This is a genomic window from Pseudomonas sp. MYb541 (assembly GCF_037479595.1).
GTDB classification, from domain to species: domain Bacteria; phylum Pseudomonadota; class Gammaproteobacteria; order Pseudomonadales; family Pseudomonadaceae; genus Aquipseudomonas; species Aquipseudomonas canadensis.
The window spans coordinates 1-14,257 of the sequence record NZ_JBBGYS010000046.1 but is presented as its reverse complement, the minus strand read 5'-3'; the positions used below and the strand labels follow the sequence as shown (position 1 = coordinate 14,257).

Annotated in this window: 13 protein-coding genes; 3 read left to right on the top strand and 10 right to left on the bottom strand. The window is 58.8% G+C overall.

Going from position 1 to position 14,257, the window contains the following annotated elements; all coding sequences use genetic code 11:
- Window positions 1–102: 102 nt before the first annotated feature.
- The 4 genes from WH299_RS24195 to WH299_RS24180 form a co-directional block, all read right to left on the bottom strand.
- Window positions 103–471 (bottom strand): AprI/Inh family metalloprotease inhibitor, encoded by a 369-nt coding sequence (locus WH299_RS24195; protein WP_122726957.1) that lies wholly within the window; start codon window positions 469–471, stop codon window positions 103–105.
- A gap of 49 nt (window positions 472–520) precedes the next feature.
- Window positions 521–1,969, bottom strand: coding sequence for a serralysin family metalloprotease (locus tag WH299_RS24190; protein WP_123477431.1), 1,449 nt, complete (start codon window positions 1,967–1,969; stop codon window positions 521–523).
- A gap of 365 nt (window positions 1,970–2,334) precedes the next feature.
- Window positions 2,335–3,438 carry a DmpA family aminopeptidase gene (locus tag WH299_RS24185; RefSeq protein ID WP_126570248.1) on the bottom strand — a complete coding sequence of 368 codons (1,104 nt, stop codon included), beginning with the start codon at window positions 3,436–3,438 and terminating at the stop codon, window positions 2,335–2,337.
- A 9-nt stretch (window positions 3,439–3,447) separates the two neighbouring features.
- Window positions 3,448–4,812, bottom strand: a complete 1,365-nt coding sequence (locus WH299_RS24180; RefSeq protein ID WP_028616098.1) for an APC family permease — start codon at window positions 4,810–4,812, stop codon at window positions 3,448–3,450.
- Window positions 4,813–5,010: 198 nt separating this feature from the next.
- Here WH299_RS24180 and WH299_RS24175 point away from each other — a divergent pair, with 198 nt between their 5' ends.
- The gene (locus WH299_RS24175; protein ID WP_068933223.1) at window positions 5,011–5,796 is read left to right on the top strand and encodes a helix-turn-helix transcriptional regulator; all 786 of its coding nucleotides are present in this window, start codon (window positions 5,011–5,013) and stop codon (window positions 5,794–5,796) included.
- A gap of 65 nt (window positions 5,797–5,861) precedes the next feature.
- Here the strand turns inward: WH299_RS24175 and WH299_RS24170 are convergent, their stop codons facing one another.
- The 5 genes from WH299_RS24170 to WH299_RS24150 form a co-directional block, all read right to left on the bottom strand.
- Window positions 5,862–6,284 carry a hypothetical protein gene (locus WH299_RS24170; RefSeq protein ID WP_323623595.1) on the bottom strand — a complete coding sequence of 141 codons (423 nt, stop codon included), beginning with the start codon at window positions 6,282–6,284 and terminating at the stop codon, window positions 5,862–5,864.
- A gap of 166 nt (window positions 6,285–6,450) precedes the next feature.
- Window positions 6,451–7,530: a polyamine ABC transporter substrate-binding protein gene (locus tag WH299_RS24165; RefSeq protein ID WP_122726947.1), complete on the bottom strand. Its 1,080-nt coding sequence runs from the start codon at window positions 7,528–7,530 to the stop codon at window positions 6,451–6,453.
- Window positions 7,531–7,590: 60 nt separating this feature from the next.
- Window positions 7,591–7,932 carry a cupin domain-containing protein gene (locus WH299_RS24160; RefSeq protein ID WP_122726945.1) on the bottom strand — a complete coding sequence of 114 codons (342 nt, stop codon included), beginning with the start codon at window positions 7,930–7,932 and terminating at the stop codon, window positions 7,591–7,593.
- A 27-nt stretch (window positions 7,933–7,959) separates the two neighbouring features.
- Window positions 7,960–9,366 carry an NAD(P)/FAD-dependent oxidoreductase gene (locus WH299_RS24155; protein ID WP_339551495.1) on the bottom strand — a complete coding sequence of 469 codons (1,407 nt, stop codon included), beginning with the start codon at window positions 9,364–9,366 and terminating at the stop codon, window positions 7,960–7,962.
- Window positions 9,367–9,415: 49 nt separating this feature from the next.
- The gene (locus tag WH299_RS24150) at window positions 9,416–10,225 is read right to left on the bottom strand and encodes a helix-turn-helix domain-containing protein (RefSeq protein WP_122726941.1); all 810 of its coding nucleotides are present in this window, start codon (window positions 10,223–10,225) and stop codon (window positions 9,416–9,418) included.
- Window positions 10,226–10,482: 257 nt separating this feature from the next.
- Between WH299_RS24150 and WH299_RS24145 the strand changes: the two genes are divergently transcribed.
- Complete coding sequence (locus tag WH299_RS24145; protein ID WP_014718395.1) at window positions 10,483–10,755, top strand: DUF1652 domain-containing protein; 273 nt, start codon at window positions 10,483–10,485, stop codon at window positions 10,753–10,755.
- 134 nt (window positions 10,756–10,889) lie between these two features.
- Here WH299_RS24145 and WH299_RS24140 read toward each other — a convergent pair whose 3' ends face one another.
- Complete coding sequence (locus WH299_RS24140; protein WP_339551494.1) at window positions 10,890–13,337, bottom strand: UvrD-helicase domain-containing protein; 2,448 nt, start codon at window positions 13,335–13,337, stop codon at window positions 10,890–10,892.
- Between the two features lie 218 nt (window positions 13,338–13,555).
- On the opposite strand from WH299_RS24140, the gene WH299_RS24135 reads away from it, so the two are divergent.
- A complete protein-coding gene (locus tag WH299_RS24135; RefSeq protein WP_122726937.1) occupies window positions 13,556–14,251 on the top strand; it encodes a pirin family protein in 696 nt (231 codons plus the stop codon).
- Window positions 14,252–14,257: the final 6 nt, after the last annotated feature.

The window sequence follows — 14,257 nt, the reverse complement described above, 5'->3', positions numbered from 1 at the left end:
GGTTTCTGATCTTCCCTGAAACAAATTTCGCGCAATAGTTTCCCCAACCCCAAACAACGGAGCGGTCAACTAATAAATTCAGTTATATATTTATAACGACAACTAAGGTGTGCGTTGCAATACAACTTCCAGGCCCGTAGGCGTGCGGCCTTTATACTCGTCCGCCTGCTCTCGATTGAGATGGGTTATCCCGCTGCCTTCGGCATTCATCAGCCAGATACCATCCGGTGTCGGTGTCCAGGTCAGGGGTTTCTCACCGAGCCATTGCGCGACACAAGCGAGGTCGCCGTCCAAGGCATTCGCCTGCTCCAGCAGGTCAAGTGCGCACACCTGATCCTGTTGGTGCAACTGCCAATGCCCGGCCAACTGGGCGGTGGTGGGTAATACAAGACTGCTCGCCATGACGTGGGCTCCTGCCGACACGAACATCACCTGCAACACGCGGGTGATCACTGTGAAAAAACGCTGCATCTTCACGCTCCATCGGTAAAGCGCGGCGCCGAAACGCCGCGCCCGTGCATTACGCCACGATGTCGCTGACGGCTGCCTGGCCGACGGTGGTGACGAGGAAGTCCGCCACGCCGTGCCCGGAGAAGTCCACTGCCAAGGTGCCCAGGTTGGTGCCTGCGGCATAGGTCAGTACAGCATCGCCGGCATGCCCGGTGAAGGCATTGACGAAGGTCAGGCCTGCACCCTTGGTAATGCCCGACAGGTCGATCTTGTCCGAACCGGAGGTGAAGTCAAAGATCTTGTCCGCAGCGCCTGGCTTGGAATCGGAACTGGCACCAAACACAAAGGTGTCGTTGCCCGCACCGCCCCACAGTTGATCCGCACCGCCGCCACCGTAGATGAGGTCGTTGCCGGCCCCACCCTTGATCACGTTGGCCGCGTTGTTGCCAATGATCAAGTCATTGCCGGCGCCGCCGAAAGCGTTCTCGACGGTCACGCCCTTGGCGATGGACACGTTGCCCACCAGGCCGCCAACGTCGGAGAACGACGTTTCGTTGAGGTTGATCTTCTGGTTCTGGGTGAAACCGGAGAAGTCCAAGGTGTCATTGCCACCACCGTCCCACACCGAGAACACCAGCTTGTCGGCGTTCGAGGTGGCGCTGAGGAAATCACGCCCGGTGTTGGAGTTGAAGCCGTAGGTGGTGTCGCCGGCGCGGGTGTTGTAGTTGGCGCCGTAGAGCTTCTGGATTGCTGCGATGTCGTCGATCAGCGGGCCGGACGCGTAAGCCTCGACGCCGCCCTTGCTGAAGTTCTGGTTGGTGTTGCTCTCGCTCCAGTAACTCATGACGCTGTAGCCACGCGTGTCCTGTCCATAGTCCGCGTCTTTGTAGGAAGGGTTGCCGGTCCCGGCGTTGTAGTCGCCAGGGTGGTCCAGGCCCAGGGTATGCCCGATTTCGTGGGTCAGGGTCTGCCGGCCGTAGTTGTTCAGGTCCGGCGTCTTGTTTGGCGTGTAGCTGCTGTTGGTCAGGTACCATGAGGTGCCGTCCAGGCCACTTTGGTGATACTTGTCGTTGGTGCCCGGCAGGTAGGCAAACGCGGCCGCGCCGTCCTGGCCCCCGCTGTAGTTGCCGAAGGTCATGTGGAAGTCACCGCCCGAGGCTTTCTCGGTGAAGGTCACATTGGCCACATCCGCCCAGGATTGCATGGCCAATACGGCCTGTGCTTTCTGCTGGGTGTTGAACTGGCTGAACCCGGTGATGCCATGTTTGTTCATGGTTGCCGAGGACGCCGAGGTGAGAAAGGTGTAAGTCAGATCGATCTTGCCGTTGCCATCCACGTCGCGATAGGCCGCATTTTCACGCAACAGGTGGTCAGCCGCCTGGTCCACGGAAAACGAGGGTTTACCGTTGACCGTGAGGTTGCCGCCACGGTCGTACAGATGGCTGAAGCTATCGATTTGCGAGTAAGCGGTGCTGGCTTGCGCCGCCGACACGATAGCCTTGTCTTTTACTTTTGACATAAACGTACTTCCTTGTTTGCAAGTGCATCAGTCTTTGTTCGATAGGAACCTCGCGGGCGAGATCGTCCTATCACTCGCCTCTTTTGAAGGCGTAAGAAAACTGACACAACTTGAAATCTTTCGTCTACATCTTTTCCTGCACTAAAACCGGGCGAGGAAACAACTGAAACAAGTTCAGCGCCGTGTTTGTTGGCCGGTATCGGCTTTCGCCCTGAAAAAAGCAGCGCGATTATTTAAATATTAAATAGCACTAACGCCGCTCAAGTTGAGCGGCGCCGTTAGTTAATGGATCCAATATATTGGCAGGGTGTCATTGGCAACATTAAACAGCCACTACTTGTATTAATAACTTGGCGTGCCCCCTATTACCGGGACACACTCCAGCCCGTCTTGTGCAATACCGCCAATAGCGTTTCACCTTCCAGTCCGGGCACCAGGACACCTTGATCGGTGAGCATGCTCTCCCCAGCCAGGATCGCATTGATGATCGCCTCTTCCACCGCCTCAGCCGCCGCGCTGAACAGCGGCGAAATATGGTCGTTGTTGACCATCTGCAAGGTGCTGCTGAACGGCAGGCCCTTGCGCCCATAATCCGCCGGCGGCAGGTCCTGGTTACCGGTGGCAAAGGCCAGGAACAGGTCACCGCTGGAATCTTCGGTGCCGCCGCCAGTGCGGGCGATACCGATGGACGCGCGCTGCGCCAGGCGCTGGCATTGGTGCGGCAACAGCGGCGCGTCGGTGGCCAGGATTACCACGATCGAGCCCATGCCCGGCGTGCCTTGCTCGGCAAAAGGCGACGGAATCTCCATCAACTGGCGCCCCACCGGGTAGCCATCCACCCGCAGTTCCTGGCGCTTGCCATGGTTGGCCTGCACCAGCACGCCGACAGTCCAGCCGCCCTGTTCCGCCGGCAGGCGCCGCGAAGCCGTGCCGATACCGCCTTTGAATTCATGGCAGATCATGCCGGTGCCGCCGCCGACCGCGCCTTCCTGCACCGGGCCGGTTTCGGCGTTGTCCAGGGCTTCGCGCACATGCTCGGGGCCGACATGCTGGCCCCAGATATCATTGAGCAGGCCGTCATAGGTTTCCATCACCACCGGCATGCACCAGTACACCGCCGGGTCCGCCAGGCGCTCGCGCTCCAGGGCGATCAGGCTGTCGCGCACAATGCCGATGCTGTGGGTGTTGGTGATGGCCAGCGGCGTGGTCAACAGCCCCGCTTCGCTGATCCACTCAAGGCCGGTGGCGTCGCCATTGCCATTGAGCACGTGATAGCCGGCAAAGCACGGTTGCTGGCGTGCTTCGCCAGCACGCGGTTGGATCACGCTGACGCCAGTACGCACGTGCTTGCCGTCGATAAGTGTCTTGATCGTGCTGTGCCCGACCCGGACACCTGGCACATCGGTGATGGCGTTCCACTCACCGGGCGTGCCCAGCCCCAACGTGATGCCCAATTGACGTGCGCGCATAACCACTCCTTACAATTTCTGGAAGACCGGACTCGACCGGCCACTGATGCAATACAGAATCACCGACAGGGCCAGCAAGCCGATGATGATCATGATGTCGCGGATCGAGGCCGCCGCCACCAGCGTGACCAACAGATAACCCGCGCCCAGTACCGCGACCAACGCCGGCAGCGGCCACAGCGGCATGCGATAGGGATGCTCGCGATCACGCAGCAGCACCCGGCTCATCAACGCACTCAACGCCACCACCAGGTACACCAGCATGATCAGCAACACGCTGAACGAAGTCAGGTCGGCCAGGTTGGAGCTGAAACTCAACAATGCTGAAGGAATCGCCAGGAACAGCGTAGCCAACCAGGGCGAATCCCAGCGTGGGTGAATACGCGTAAACAGTTTGTTGATGCTTGGCGTCCACAGCGCATCACGGCCGCTGCTGAACACCACGCGGCCGATCTGGATTACGATCGCGACAATCGCATTGAACACCGACAGGAAGATCCCGGCGCTGACCAGCCGCGAGAGGGTTTCATTGCCATGGCTGGTCAACAGGTAACCGATGGGGTCCGGGCTGCTGATCATCTCACTGAGCGATGGCGCACCGATCAACAGCGCGGTGATCGGCACCAGTTCGATGATCACCACCAAGCCCAAGGACCACAGCACTGCCTTGTGCACGCCTTTGCCGCCGCATTTCATGTCTTCGGCCAGCAACACTGCTGGGCCATAGCCGTTGTAGGAAAACAGGCCGATGCCCACCGCGCCGATCACCAGGGCCCAGGGCGCCAGGTGCAGCACGCCGTTTTCGACGATCTGCGGCTGGAACAGCACGCTGGCCGGCTGTACCGGGTTGCCGAAACCAATGACGACGATCACCAGCAACGCCGCGACTTCCAGCAACAGGCAGGTGCCGGTGATCCAGGCATTCAGCTTGATATTGAGAATGCCCAAGGCGTAACTGCACACCACAATCACCAAGGCGACGGTCTGGGAATCGAACTTCGTGCCAAGGGCGTTATTCAGATAGGTCGCCGCGCCCGTGGCGAGAACTGGCGGGATAAACAGCAACATCACCAGCACGGTCAGGAACGTCGCATAGCCCGCCATGCCACCAAATACGCGCTTGGCGTACACATACTCGCCCCCGGCGCTGTTGTGGGCGCGGCCCAGTTCGGCGTAGCAAAAGGCAAACATCAACGCGAGCAAACCCGCCATCACAAACGCCAGGAACACGCCGCTACCGGCCTGTTGGATGGCAAAGGGCGCGATCACAAATACGGAACTGGCCGGCGTCACCGCCGACACGGTAATGGCGACCACATCGAAGACACTCAAGGTGGGTTTCAGCACGCCGTCGGGCGTGGGGGAAGTGCTCATATCGTTATCCTCTGTCGTTGTTCTTGGTGTGAGGCAGAAACGAAAAATCTGATCATCGCGGGATATGTTTCCCGCTGAATGATGAGGACAATAAACACGACGTTCATGTCAGCCAATTCCCCTATTGGCGTACTCCCCTTGACGCCACCTGGCAAAAGCCGAACCCTTGGCCGATCTTTTGCGGTGGGAGCCTGTCATATGAGCCTGTTTCGAGAAGTCGGCATGCACGCCGGCCTGGGCCGCACCGTTGCGCACATCGGCACCGAGCGCTTCTGGAAACAGCTGGTGTTGTTGCTGCATCAGTGCCTGCCCTTCGATAACGCCCTGGCGATCTACTACCCGGTGGATGGCCCGCCTCAGGCCCTCGAAGAATACGACGCCCAACCCAGCAGCAAACCAGCGTCGATGCTGGTGTACCTCAATGGCTTGTATTTGCTCGACCCGTTTTTCCAGGCCTGTCGCGAGGGCTATGCCAGCGGCGTGTACCGCCTGGAGGAAGTGGCGCCGGATCATTTTCGCCAGAGTGAATACTTCCTCAATTACTTCCATGACAACGTGCTGGAAGACGAGGTGCAGTTCATCCTGCAATTGCCGGGCGCGGGGACGTTATCGCTGTCATTGGGCATGCAACGACGCTTCAGCTTCGAGGAGACCGGCCTGATGACCACCGTGGCCGCCTGGGTGTTACCGCTGATGCAACAGCACTGGCAGCAAAGCACCCAGCGTGCGCCGGCGATGGACAGTCAGATCAGGGATGCGTTGAGTCAGTTCGGTTGCGGCGTGCTCTCGGACCGCGAGTTGGAGATCGCCCGATTGGTGTTGCGCGGTTTTTCGTCCAAGGCCATGGCTGAGCGCCTGAACATCTCGCCGGACACGGTGAAGGTGCACCGTCGGCATTTGTACGCCAAGCTGGATATCTCGTCGCAGCCGGAGCTGTTTTCGTTGTTTATTCAGTCGTTGGGGCATGACCTGGAAAACCCATGATCGAAAGACCGGCTCAGGCACATGCATGATCGATAGGGGCTTACCTCAATTTGGACAAAGAGTCGTCACCCTGAGAACCCCTTGATGATGTACGCAACGGCGACATCAAAGTCGGTCGTCAGAAACCGGATACTGCCCACCAACACTTGATAGTCATCTATCCTTTCGATGGAGACAGAACCCGATGTTGCCTCTTGCTCGTGATCCGCACCATGAGCGTGGTACCAAGCACCTACAATCTCAGGCCCGCCGATGGAATAAGTACCGCTTTTCACATTTTTATCTGCAAAGGTTACGTGAATAAACGAAATGTCTGACGGATCTCCTTCGGTGTCGTCTCGCGAATAGATTCGCATCCCATTGTTCTGTTCATCACGAAATACTTGGTTTGTTTTATAGATAACCACCTCACCAGCGATTTTGATGCTTCCGATCATCCAGCCAGTGGCTTGCATTTTTGCACTGATCTGTTGCCTGAGATTTCCCATCTAACGCTCCTTGCCTAATGTTGCGATTCAGGAGACATGAGCGTAATCGGTTAAAAAAACAAATAAACCTGTCACAAATGACAGGTTTAAAAAGTATTTTTTTATCGCAAATGGCACTATTGAATCGACGTGGGCTCATCGCCCACGTCTGTCTGTTCGCCCTTTCTCATCGCCCCATTCGAATGGTGTTCCAGATCCGCGTCCGAATCCGATCGATATTCAACGGCATCGCTTCCAGCGCAAACAACTTACCCATCATTTCCTCACTCGGGTAAATCTTGGTATCCGCCTTGATCTCGGGATCCACCAGGCTGTCCGCCGAGCTATTGCCGTTGGCGTAGTGCACGGAGTTGGTGATGTCCGCCATGACCTGCGGCTCCAGCAGGTAATTCATGAAGGCATAGCCCGCCTTTTCATCCGGGGCATCGGCAGGCATGGCAACCATGTCGAACCAGATCGCGGCGCCTTCCTTGGGAATCTGATAGCCGATCTTCACCCCATTCCTGGCTTCCTTGGCGCGGCTTTCGGCCTGCAGCACATCGCCGGAAAAACCGACGGCCACGCAGATGTCACCGTTGGCCAGGTCGCCTGTGTACTTGGAAGAGTGGAAATACGCCACATAGGGACGCACTTTCATCAGCAGTGCTTCGGCCTTCTTGTAGTCCTCAGGGTTCTTGCTGTGGGGCGGCAAGCCCAGGTAGTTCAGGGCGATGGGCAACAGTTCCGGGCCGTTATCCAGGATGGCAACGCCGCACTTGCTGAGTTTCTCCATGTATTCGGGCTTGAAGATCAGGTCCCAGGAGTCGACCGGTGCGTTGTCGCCCAGTGCCGCCTTGACCTTGTCGATGTTGTAGCCGATGCCGGTGCTGCCCCACAGGTACGGGAAACCATGGGCATTGCCCGGATCGTTGTTTTCCAGGGCCTTGAGCAGCACCGGGTTGAGGTTCTTCCAGTTGGGCAACTGACTCTTGTCGAGCTTCTTCAGCGCGCCGCCCTGGATTTGCCGGGCCATGAAATGGTTGGACGGAAACACCACGTCATACCCGGAGTTGCCCGTCATCAGTTTGCCGTCGAGGGTTTCGTTGCTGTCATACACGTCGTAGCTGAAGCCGATGCCGGTCTGCTTCTGGAAGTTCTTGGTGGTGTCCGGCGCGATGTAGCTGGACCAGTTGTAGATTTTCACCGTCTCGGCGGCCTGGCTGATAGAGGCCACCAACATCAAGGGCAACAGGGCAATGGCTTTCATGGTTCGATTTCCTGGCGGTTTTAGGGCTGTTTTTATGGCAGGCGATCAAGGATCAAAGCGTTACAGGATCAATACGTAGGTCTTGCGCACGGTTTCCTGGATGTCCCAGATGCCGGTGCTGTTGGCCGGCAACATCAGTGCATCACCGGCTTGTATGTGGACGATTTCACCGTTGTCTGGGGTGAAGGTGCAGCGGCCCTGGATAAAGTGGCAAAACTCCTGGGATTTGATCTGCCGACGCCAAACGCCTGGGGAGCATTCCCAGATGCCGGTTTCGACGCCATCGTTGCGCTCGACGCTCAGGGTCGAGGCCACCGCAATGGGCTCGCCCAAGGGCACGGCGACGGGCGACGAGTCCGGCAAGTGGGCGTTCAGCGTGTCTTTGAATTGCGTGATGCTCATGGGGTTTTCCCGTGTGAATGAAACGACTTAGTGCATGAAACCTTCCATGAACCCGGCCACGCCGGTCGCCAACTTGCGGCGCCAAGGGGCAGTGTTGGGGTTGGCCAACACCTGGTCTTCATGGACGAAACTGCGAATAATCGCGTTGTAGCCCAGCCAGCGGCAGGGTTCGGGCTCCCAGGGCTTGAGCGCGTCCAGGCCGCGTTCGCGGATCACCCAGGGTTGATGGGTCAACGGCGTGTCGCGGCCGAGGATCAGGTCGGCCAGGGTGCGGCCGCCCAGGTTGGTGGCGCCAACGCCCTCCCCGCCATAACCACCGGACAGTGCGATGCCGGTCTTGTGGTCGCACAGCATGTGCGGTCGGAAACTGCGCGACATGCCCAGGTTGCCGCCCCATGAATGGGTAATCTTCACGTGCTTGAGCTGTGGGAAAAGCTCGCCGAACAGGTAGCGACGCAGCTCGACTTCGCTGTCGGTCAGATCGAAGTTGTGGCGCAGTTTCCCGGCGAACTGGTAACCGCCACGGGCACCGAACACCAGCCGGTTGTCCGCTGAACGCTGGCCGTAGGTGACCTGCCGACTGCTTTCGCCGAAGGCTTGGCCGTGGCTCAGGCCGATTTCATCCCAGGTACTGGCCGGCAACGGCTCGGTGGCGACGATCAGGCTTTGCACCGGCAGTTGATAACGGCCCAAAGGCGGCAAGGTGTTGGCGTAGCCCTCCACTGCCGGCACCACCCAGGCTGCACGAACACCGGCCTTCGCCGTGCGCAGGCCGCCGGATTGCCACTGAGTCACTGGGCTGTTTTCGTAGATCGCCACGCCCATGCTTTCCACCACCCGCGCCAGGCCACGCACCAGCTTGGCAGGGTTGATGGTCGCCACGTGGGGCGCGTAGATACCGCCATAAGGCTTGGCGATGCGAATCTGTTCGGCCAGTTGCTGTGGGCTGAGCCAGCGATAGTCGGCTTCGGTCAGGCCCTGGGCGTGGAGTTTGTCCAGGTAGCGACGCAGGCTGCCCTCCTGCTCGGGGTAACGCGCGGCGCAGTACAGCGCGCCGCCCTTGCGGTAGTCGCAGTCGATGCCCTCACGCGCAAGTACCTGGGCCACCTCATCCGGGATGGCGTGCAGCAGGTCAAACGAGGCGCGCCGTTGTTCGGGGTTCAGGCCAGCCAACAGGCGGTCCTCGCCCAGCAGGTTGCCCATCAGCCAGCCACCATTGCGGCCGGAGGCGCCGAAGCCGGCGGTTTGCGCTTCGATGATCGCGATGTTCAGTTCGGGCGCCTGGCGTTTCAGGTAATACGCGGTCCACAACCCGGTATAACCGGCACCGATGATGGCCACGTTGACGTCCAGGTCCTGTTCCAGCGACGGCCGCGCATGCAGCGGGTCATCCAACTGGTCCATCCATAAGCTGATGTTGCGCCATGCCGGCATGCCGGGTTCCCCTACCTCGTTTCGATAGGGTGGATCCTAGAGCGCAGTGTTATGGGCTGTCTTGCGCGCGTGCACGCAGGGAAATTTGTTTGACGTAGGCCTTGGGTGACTGCCCTGTGTGCTGGCGAAACGCACTGTAGAACGCCGAGAGCGAGTTGAAACCGGCGGCAAATGCCAGGTCGTCGACCTTTATCGGCGGCAAGGCCTTGTCCAGCGCGGCCAGCAAGTGGTGAAGCCTGGCCTGGTTGACGTAGCGATAGAAGCTTTGCCCCAGCACCTGGTTCAGCAAATAGGAAATCTGATTGCGACTGTAGCCACACTCCTTGGCCACCCGCTGCAAGTCCAGCTCCGGGTCCAGGTAAGGTTGCTTGCGTTCGAAATACTGCTGCAAGTCATTGGCCATATGCCCCAATTGCTGGGGTGACAAGCCCAAACGGCTGACCGAAGGCCGCGCAGCCTGGACGGGTTGCTCATGCACCAGGGAGGCGTATTCATTGACCCGCCAGATCAGCCCGTCGCGCACCGTGATGGCTTCGCTGGTGCGAAATGACACCAAGCCATGGCCGCCACGCAAGGTGATGCGGTACTGGATGAAGGCCGTATCGCCATCAGCGCGGATGCGGTCGGTGTGCTCAATCGCTTCATCGGCCTCGCGCGGCATGCTGGCTCGCAGGTAATCACGCAACTGCGCGTGACCGACGACTCGGTTCTGGAAAAAGTCGTGGTACTGGATGTCCTGATGGTAGTAGGACATTACGCCCTCCAGATCCCGATGGCGCCAACACAGGTGGTGGCGCAGCACCAAATCGCGGGTGGCGTGGGATTGCTGGGGCTCATCGTCTGGAGCGATGTCGGGCATGGAGGGGCTCTGCGGCGGGTAGACCTTGGAGATTGCCGAATTTTGCCGGGGGCTTCAATGGCCAATGGGTACTTCTGACTAGTGGCTTATTGCCCAACCCCCAGTGGCACATGACCTACATCAAACTTATGAAAGACAACCGCCGAACGGGGCTCAAAAAGTCACCTTGCCGTTGCGAACGGATGCTATTTTTAAGTTCTGCGACGCCATGATCAGTGAAGGTCTTGGCCCCTGCCGCGAGCTAAAGGAAGCGCTCAATGAACAAGGTGGGCAACATGAACAAAGTGACGTTCCCCAACGCCTGCCAGCTGATGCGCTGGCATTTTCACCCAATGGGTTTCGAGGGCAGCATGGATGCGCCTGGCAGTATGATCGCCCGATTGTTCGACCGCGCCAGCGGCGAGACCCTGATCGCCATCGCCGGCATTCCCTGCGCTACCGTGATGAATGCCGCCGATGTGGAGCGCATCATCGAGGCCGTGGAGGATGAGCTGGAGTCGTTTGTGCCGCCGGTGTCACTAAGGGCCTGACCCAAACCCATCAAGCAATGAGTTTCCAATGTGGGAGCGGGCTTGCCCGCGAAAGCGGAGTGTCAGTCACTGGATGCGTTGCTGATACACCGCATTCGCGGGCAAGCCCGCTCCCACATAGGTCCGGCGCGCCTTCAGCTGCGCTGATCATCAAAGAAGGCTTTCTTGCCATCCACCCGCTCCGACGCCTTGGGCACATTCAGGGCCTGACCTTCGGGCTTTTCCACGTACCAATAGCAATGGCTCACGGCGCGGGTAATGCCCACATAGGCCAGGCGCAACACTTCATCCTTTTGCGCATTGTCATAGGGCTCGCTGTCGCCAGCCTTGCCCAGGCCCGCCATCCGGTACACCTGGTTTTTATACGGCGAGCTAGTGACATGCTGACAATCCCCAAGCAGAAACACCGCGTCAGCCTGTAGCCCCTTGGCACTGTGATAGGTCAATTGTTTCAGCCTGCGCGCCTGGGGCGGCAAGCTAGAATCCACATTAACTACTGATTGAATATGCTCCTGAATCAATAGCTTATCGCTACCTTTTCGATAAAGCATCAAGATCGAATCACCCTTCTGATAATGCCCCGACAACCGTCGCCCCAATGCCGCATCGTCCCGCTCCAGCACCGCGACGGGTACCAACGCCTTGGGCGCGCCACTGGCTTTGGCTTTCTTGCCAGCAATCGCCGGCGCCGCGCGCACGATATGCTCGGCCGCATCGATGATGTGCTGGTGACTGCGGTAGTTCTCGCCCAGCATCACACGGGTGGTGGATGGCGATGGGAACTCCCTGTCGAATTCCATGAAGTACTTGGGTGAACTGCCGCGCCAGCCATAGATCGACTGCCAGTCATCTCCCACACACAACAACGATGAGCGCTGGGCGCCGCGCCCCACATGCATGGCCGGACCACGGCTGCGGATCTCGCGCAGGCTGGCACGGATCCACGAGACGATCTGCGGCGAAACGTCCTGGAACTCGTCGATCATCAGGTGCGACAAGGGGCGCAGCAGCGGATCGCTGAGCAGCTTGAGGTTTTCCGGGGTGTTCTCTCCGAACAACGAGAACATCCGGTTATAGGTCATGATCGGGGGGGATTGGTCCAGCAAGTGATCTTCCAGGGCTTTCCAGAAGATGCTCAGGGCTTCGAAGAAGAAGCGGTCCGGATCATCCTTGGCAAAGCTCATCTGCCCGACGGCGGTGGGTACGTCCAGACCAAGGTTCTCGATGAATCCGGCGGCCATCACAAAACTGTCCAGCAGCGGCGCTGATGCCAACTCGCCTTTGACCTTGTAATCAAAGCCGGGGCCGGCCGTAGCATCACCGGCCAAACTGCTTAGCAAGCGCTTAGATGACTCGTAACTATCTATCCATATCAATGGCTTAGGACAGAAAGCTTGAAACAAGGTGCGCTTTACCGCCCATTCTGCGCGTACCGACAGCTTTGAGTGAGGTCGGCTGGTCTGCGCGTTTTCCCGCGAGTCGAAGCCCAGTACCACCCAGGCATCCAGCTCAGGAATGTAGCCATGACAATGAAATTGCGCGCCGTTGATTTCAACGGTCTGGCGGTTAGGTTCGATCCCCTTGATCGGCCAGGCGCCTGCACGAAACCACAGGTCCTCGATCACATCGCAGAGTTCTTCATCGCGTTTGGCCGCCAGTTCGGTCACGGCCACCCGTTTTTGTACATCGGGATGGTCACGCTCCAGCTCTTTGAGCTGCAGCCCGTGCCGCGCCAGCGGCGCAATCAGTTCACGGAATCGCGGGTGCTGCCCCTGTAGCCGGTGAAAGCAGGCATTCATCTGCTGGCGCTGGGCTTCGTTGATACGCAGGTCAAAAGGATTGCTGTCGGCGTCTTCAACACCGGCATTCAGGTTTTCGAAGGCTTGCAAGCGCTCGAAGCCCGGCAGGCTGCGCACCATGGGCAGGATGCGCGAGTGAAAGGTACGCACCACGGCTTGCGCTTCTTTCATACCAAGGGGTTGGCCCCAGAGGTTGAGAATTTCCATGAGCTTGTTGATGAAATCCTTGCGCGATTCACGGGTGAAGGTCACCACTGTCATCGAGCTCAGCTCAAAGCCCAGGTAATGGGTGAGCAGCAAAATGCGCAGTACCAGCGACGTGGATTTGCCGGCCCCGGCCCCCGCGATCACTGAGGTCGAGGGCGTCTCGCTGAAAATCATCTTCCATTGCGCCGCGCTCGGCTGGGCATGAGCCGGCAGCAATCGCGCGACATCGACCTTGATGCGTTTCTTCAGCTCGGTGGTGAGCGGCAGGCGCCAGTCATCGAACAGGCTGTCATCTACGCCCGGCGCACGGTGCTCATCCGGACGGAAGTCGCGAATCAACAGCACCTGGCGACCTTCTTCGATGCCGTCGGCTTTGCCTTCGCGATAGCCGTACTCCACACCCGCCTCATGCCCACTGCGAAAACCGTCGGCCTGTCCGTGCAACCACGAAAACCGATGCTGGGCGCGCAAACGGGTCAAGCCATGGCCAAACAGGCGCGCAGCCAAGCGTTTGAATAACGGCATTTCAGCCAAAGGGCGCAGTTCGGGAGGAAGATCAGGCTTTTGTTGCGACACGCGGACTCCTGCGATGAGTTGGGTTCAAACAAGTGCGCCATGGTCGCCGGAATCGACGCTCAGTTCCAGCCAATTGCTTTGCGGTCATGCAGTTAGACGATGAACTGAAAGTCAAAACGCCACCAATCAATCTAATCGACTGATAGGAATCAGGCAGTTTTTACGCTTTTTATCGATCATGAGCTGCAGGATCATAGGGCCATTCACAGGAGACGATCATGCTTGAACTTCGACCTTTCAGTTCCCTGGGCGGCGCCCACCACGGCTGGCTTGACGCTCATCACCACTTTTCGTTTGCCGAGTACCACGACCCCAAGCGCATGCACTGGGGCAACCTGCGCGTATGGAATGACGACATCATTGCGCCGGGCACTGGTTTCCCGCAGCACCCGCATCGCGATATGGAGATCATCACTTATGTGCGTGAAGGCGCGATCAGCCATGCCGACAACCTTGGCAACAAGGGCCGCACCGAGGCGGGTGATGTGCAAGTGATGAGCGCAGGCACCGGGATCGCCCACAGCGAGTACAACCTGGAAGACATGCCGACTAAGATTTTCCAGATCTGGATCATTCCGAACGAGGCTGGTTTACCGCCTTCCTGGGGCGCCAAGCCGTTCCCCAAGGGTGATCGCGAAGGTTTTGTGACGCTGGCGAGTGGCAAGGCTGGGGACACCGAGAGCCTGCGCATTCGTGCAGATGCACGGCTGGTAGCGGCGAACCTGAAGGCTGGGGAAAGTGCCGAGTACCGGCTCGACAGCGGGCGTCGGGCTTATCTGGTGCCGGCGACTGGCGTCATTGAAGTCAACGGCTTGCGTGCACAAGCTCGAGATGGTGTAGCGATTGAAGATGAGCAGGTGTTGCGGGTGACGGCGGTTGAAGACAGCGAGATTGTCTTGGTTGACCTCGCTTGACTTTGC

Coding starts and splice junctions, on each gene's coding strand:
- WH299_RS24195 (WP_122726957.1), bottom strand. CDS start 471: ATGCAGCGTTTTTTCACAGTGATCACCCGCGTGTTGCAGGTGATGTTC.
- WH299_RS24190 (WP_123477431.1), bottom strand. CDS start 1,969: ATGTCAAAAGTAAAAGACAAGGCTATCGTGTCGGCGGCGCAAGCCAGC.
- WH299_RS24185 (WP_126570248.1), bottom strand. CDS start 3,438: ATGCGCGCACGTCAATTGGGCATCACGTTGGGGCTGGGCACGCCCGGT.
- WH299_RS24180 (WP_028616098.1), bottom strand. CDS start 4,812: ATGAGCACTTCCCCCACGCCCGACGGCGTGCTGAAACCCACCTTGAGT.
- WH299_RS24175 (WP_068933223.1), top strand. CDS start 5,011: ATGAGCCTGTTTCGAGAAGTCGGCATGCACGCCGGCCTGGGCCGCACC.
- WH299_RS24170 (WP_323623595.1), bottom strand. CDS start 6,284: ATGGGAAATCTCAGGCAACAGATCAGTGCAAAAATGCAAGCCACTGGC.
- WH299_RS24165 (WP_122726947.1), bottom strand. CDS start 7,530: ATGAAAGCCATTGCCCTGTTGCCCTTGATGTTGGTGGCCTCTATCAGC.
- WH299_RS24160 (WP_122726945.1), bottom strand. CDS start 7,932: ATGAGCATCACGCAATTCAAAGACACGCTGAACGCCCACTTGCCGGAC.
- WH299_RS24155 (WP_339551495.1), bottom strand. CDS start 9,366: ATGCCGGCATGGCGCAACATCAGCTTATGGATGGACCAGTTGGATGAC.
- WH299_RS24150 (WP_122726941.1), bottom strand. CDS start 10,225: ATGCCCGACATCGCTCCAGACGATGAGCCCCAGCAATCCCACGCCACC.
- WH299_RS24145 (WP_014718395.1), top strand. CDS start 10,483: ATGAACAAGGTGGGCAACATGAACAAAGTGACGTTCCCCAACGCCTGC.
- WH299_RS24135 (WP_122726937.1), top strand. CDS start 13,556: ATGCTTGAACTTCGACCTTTCAGTTCCCTGGGCGGCGCCCACCACGGC.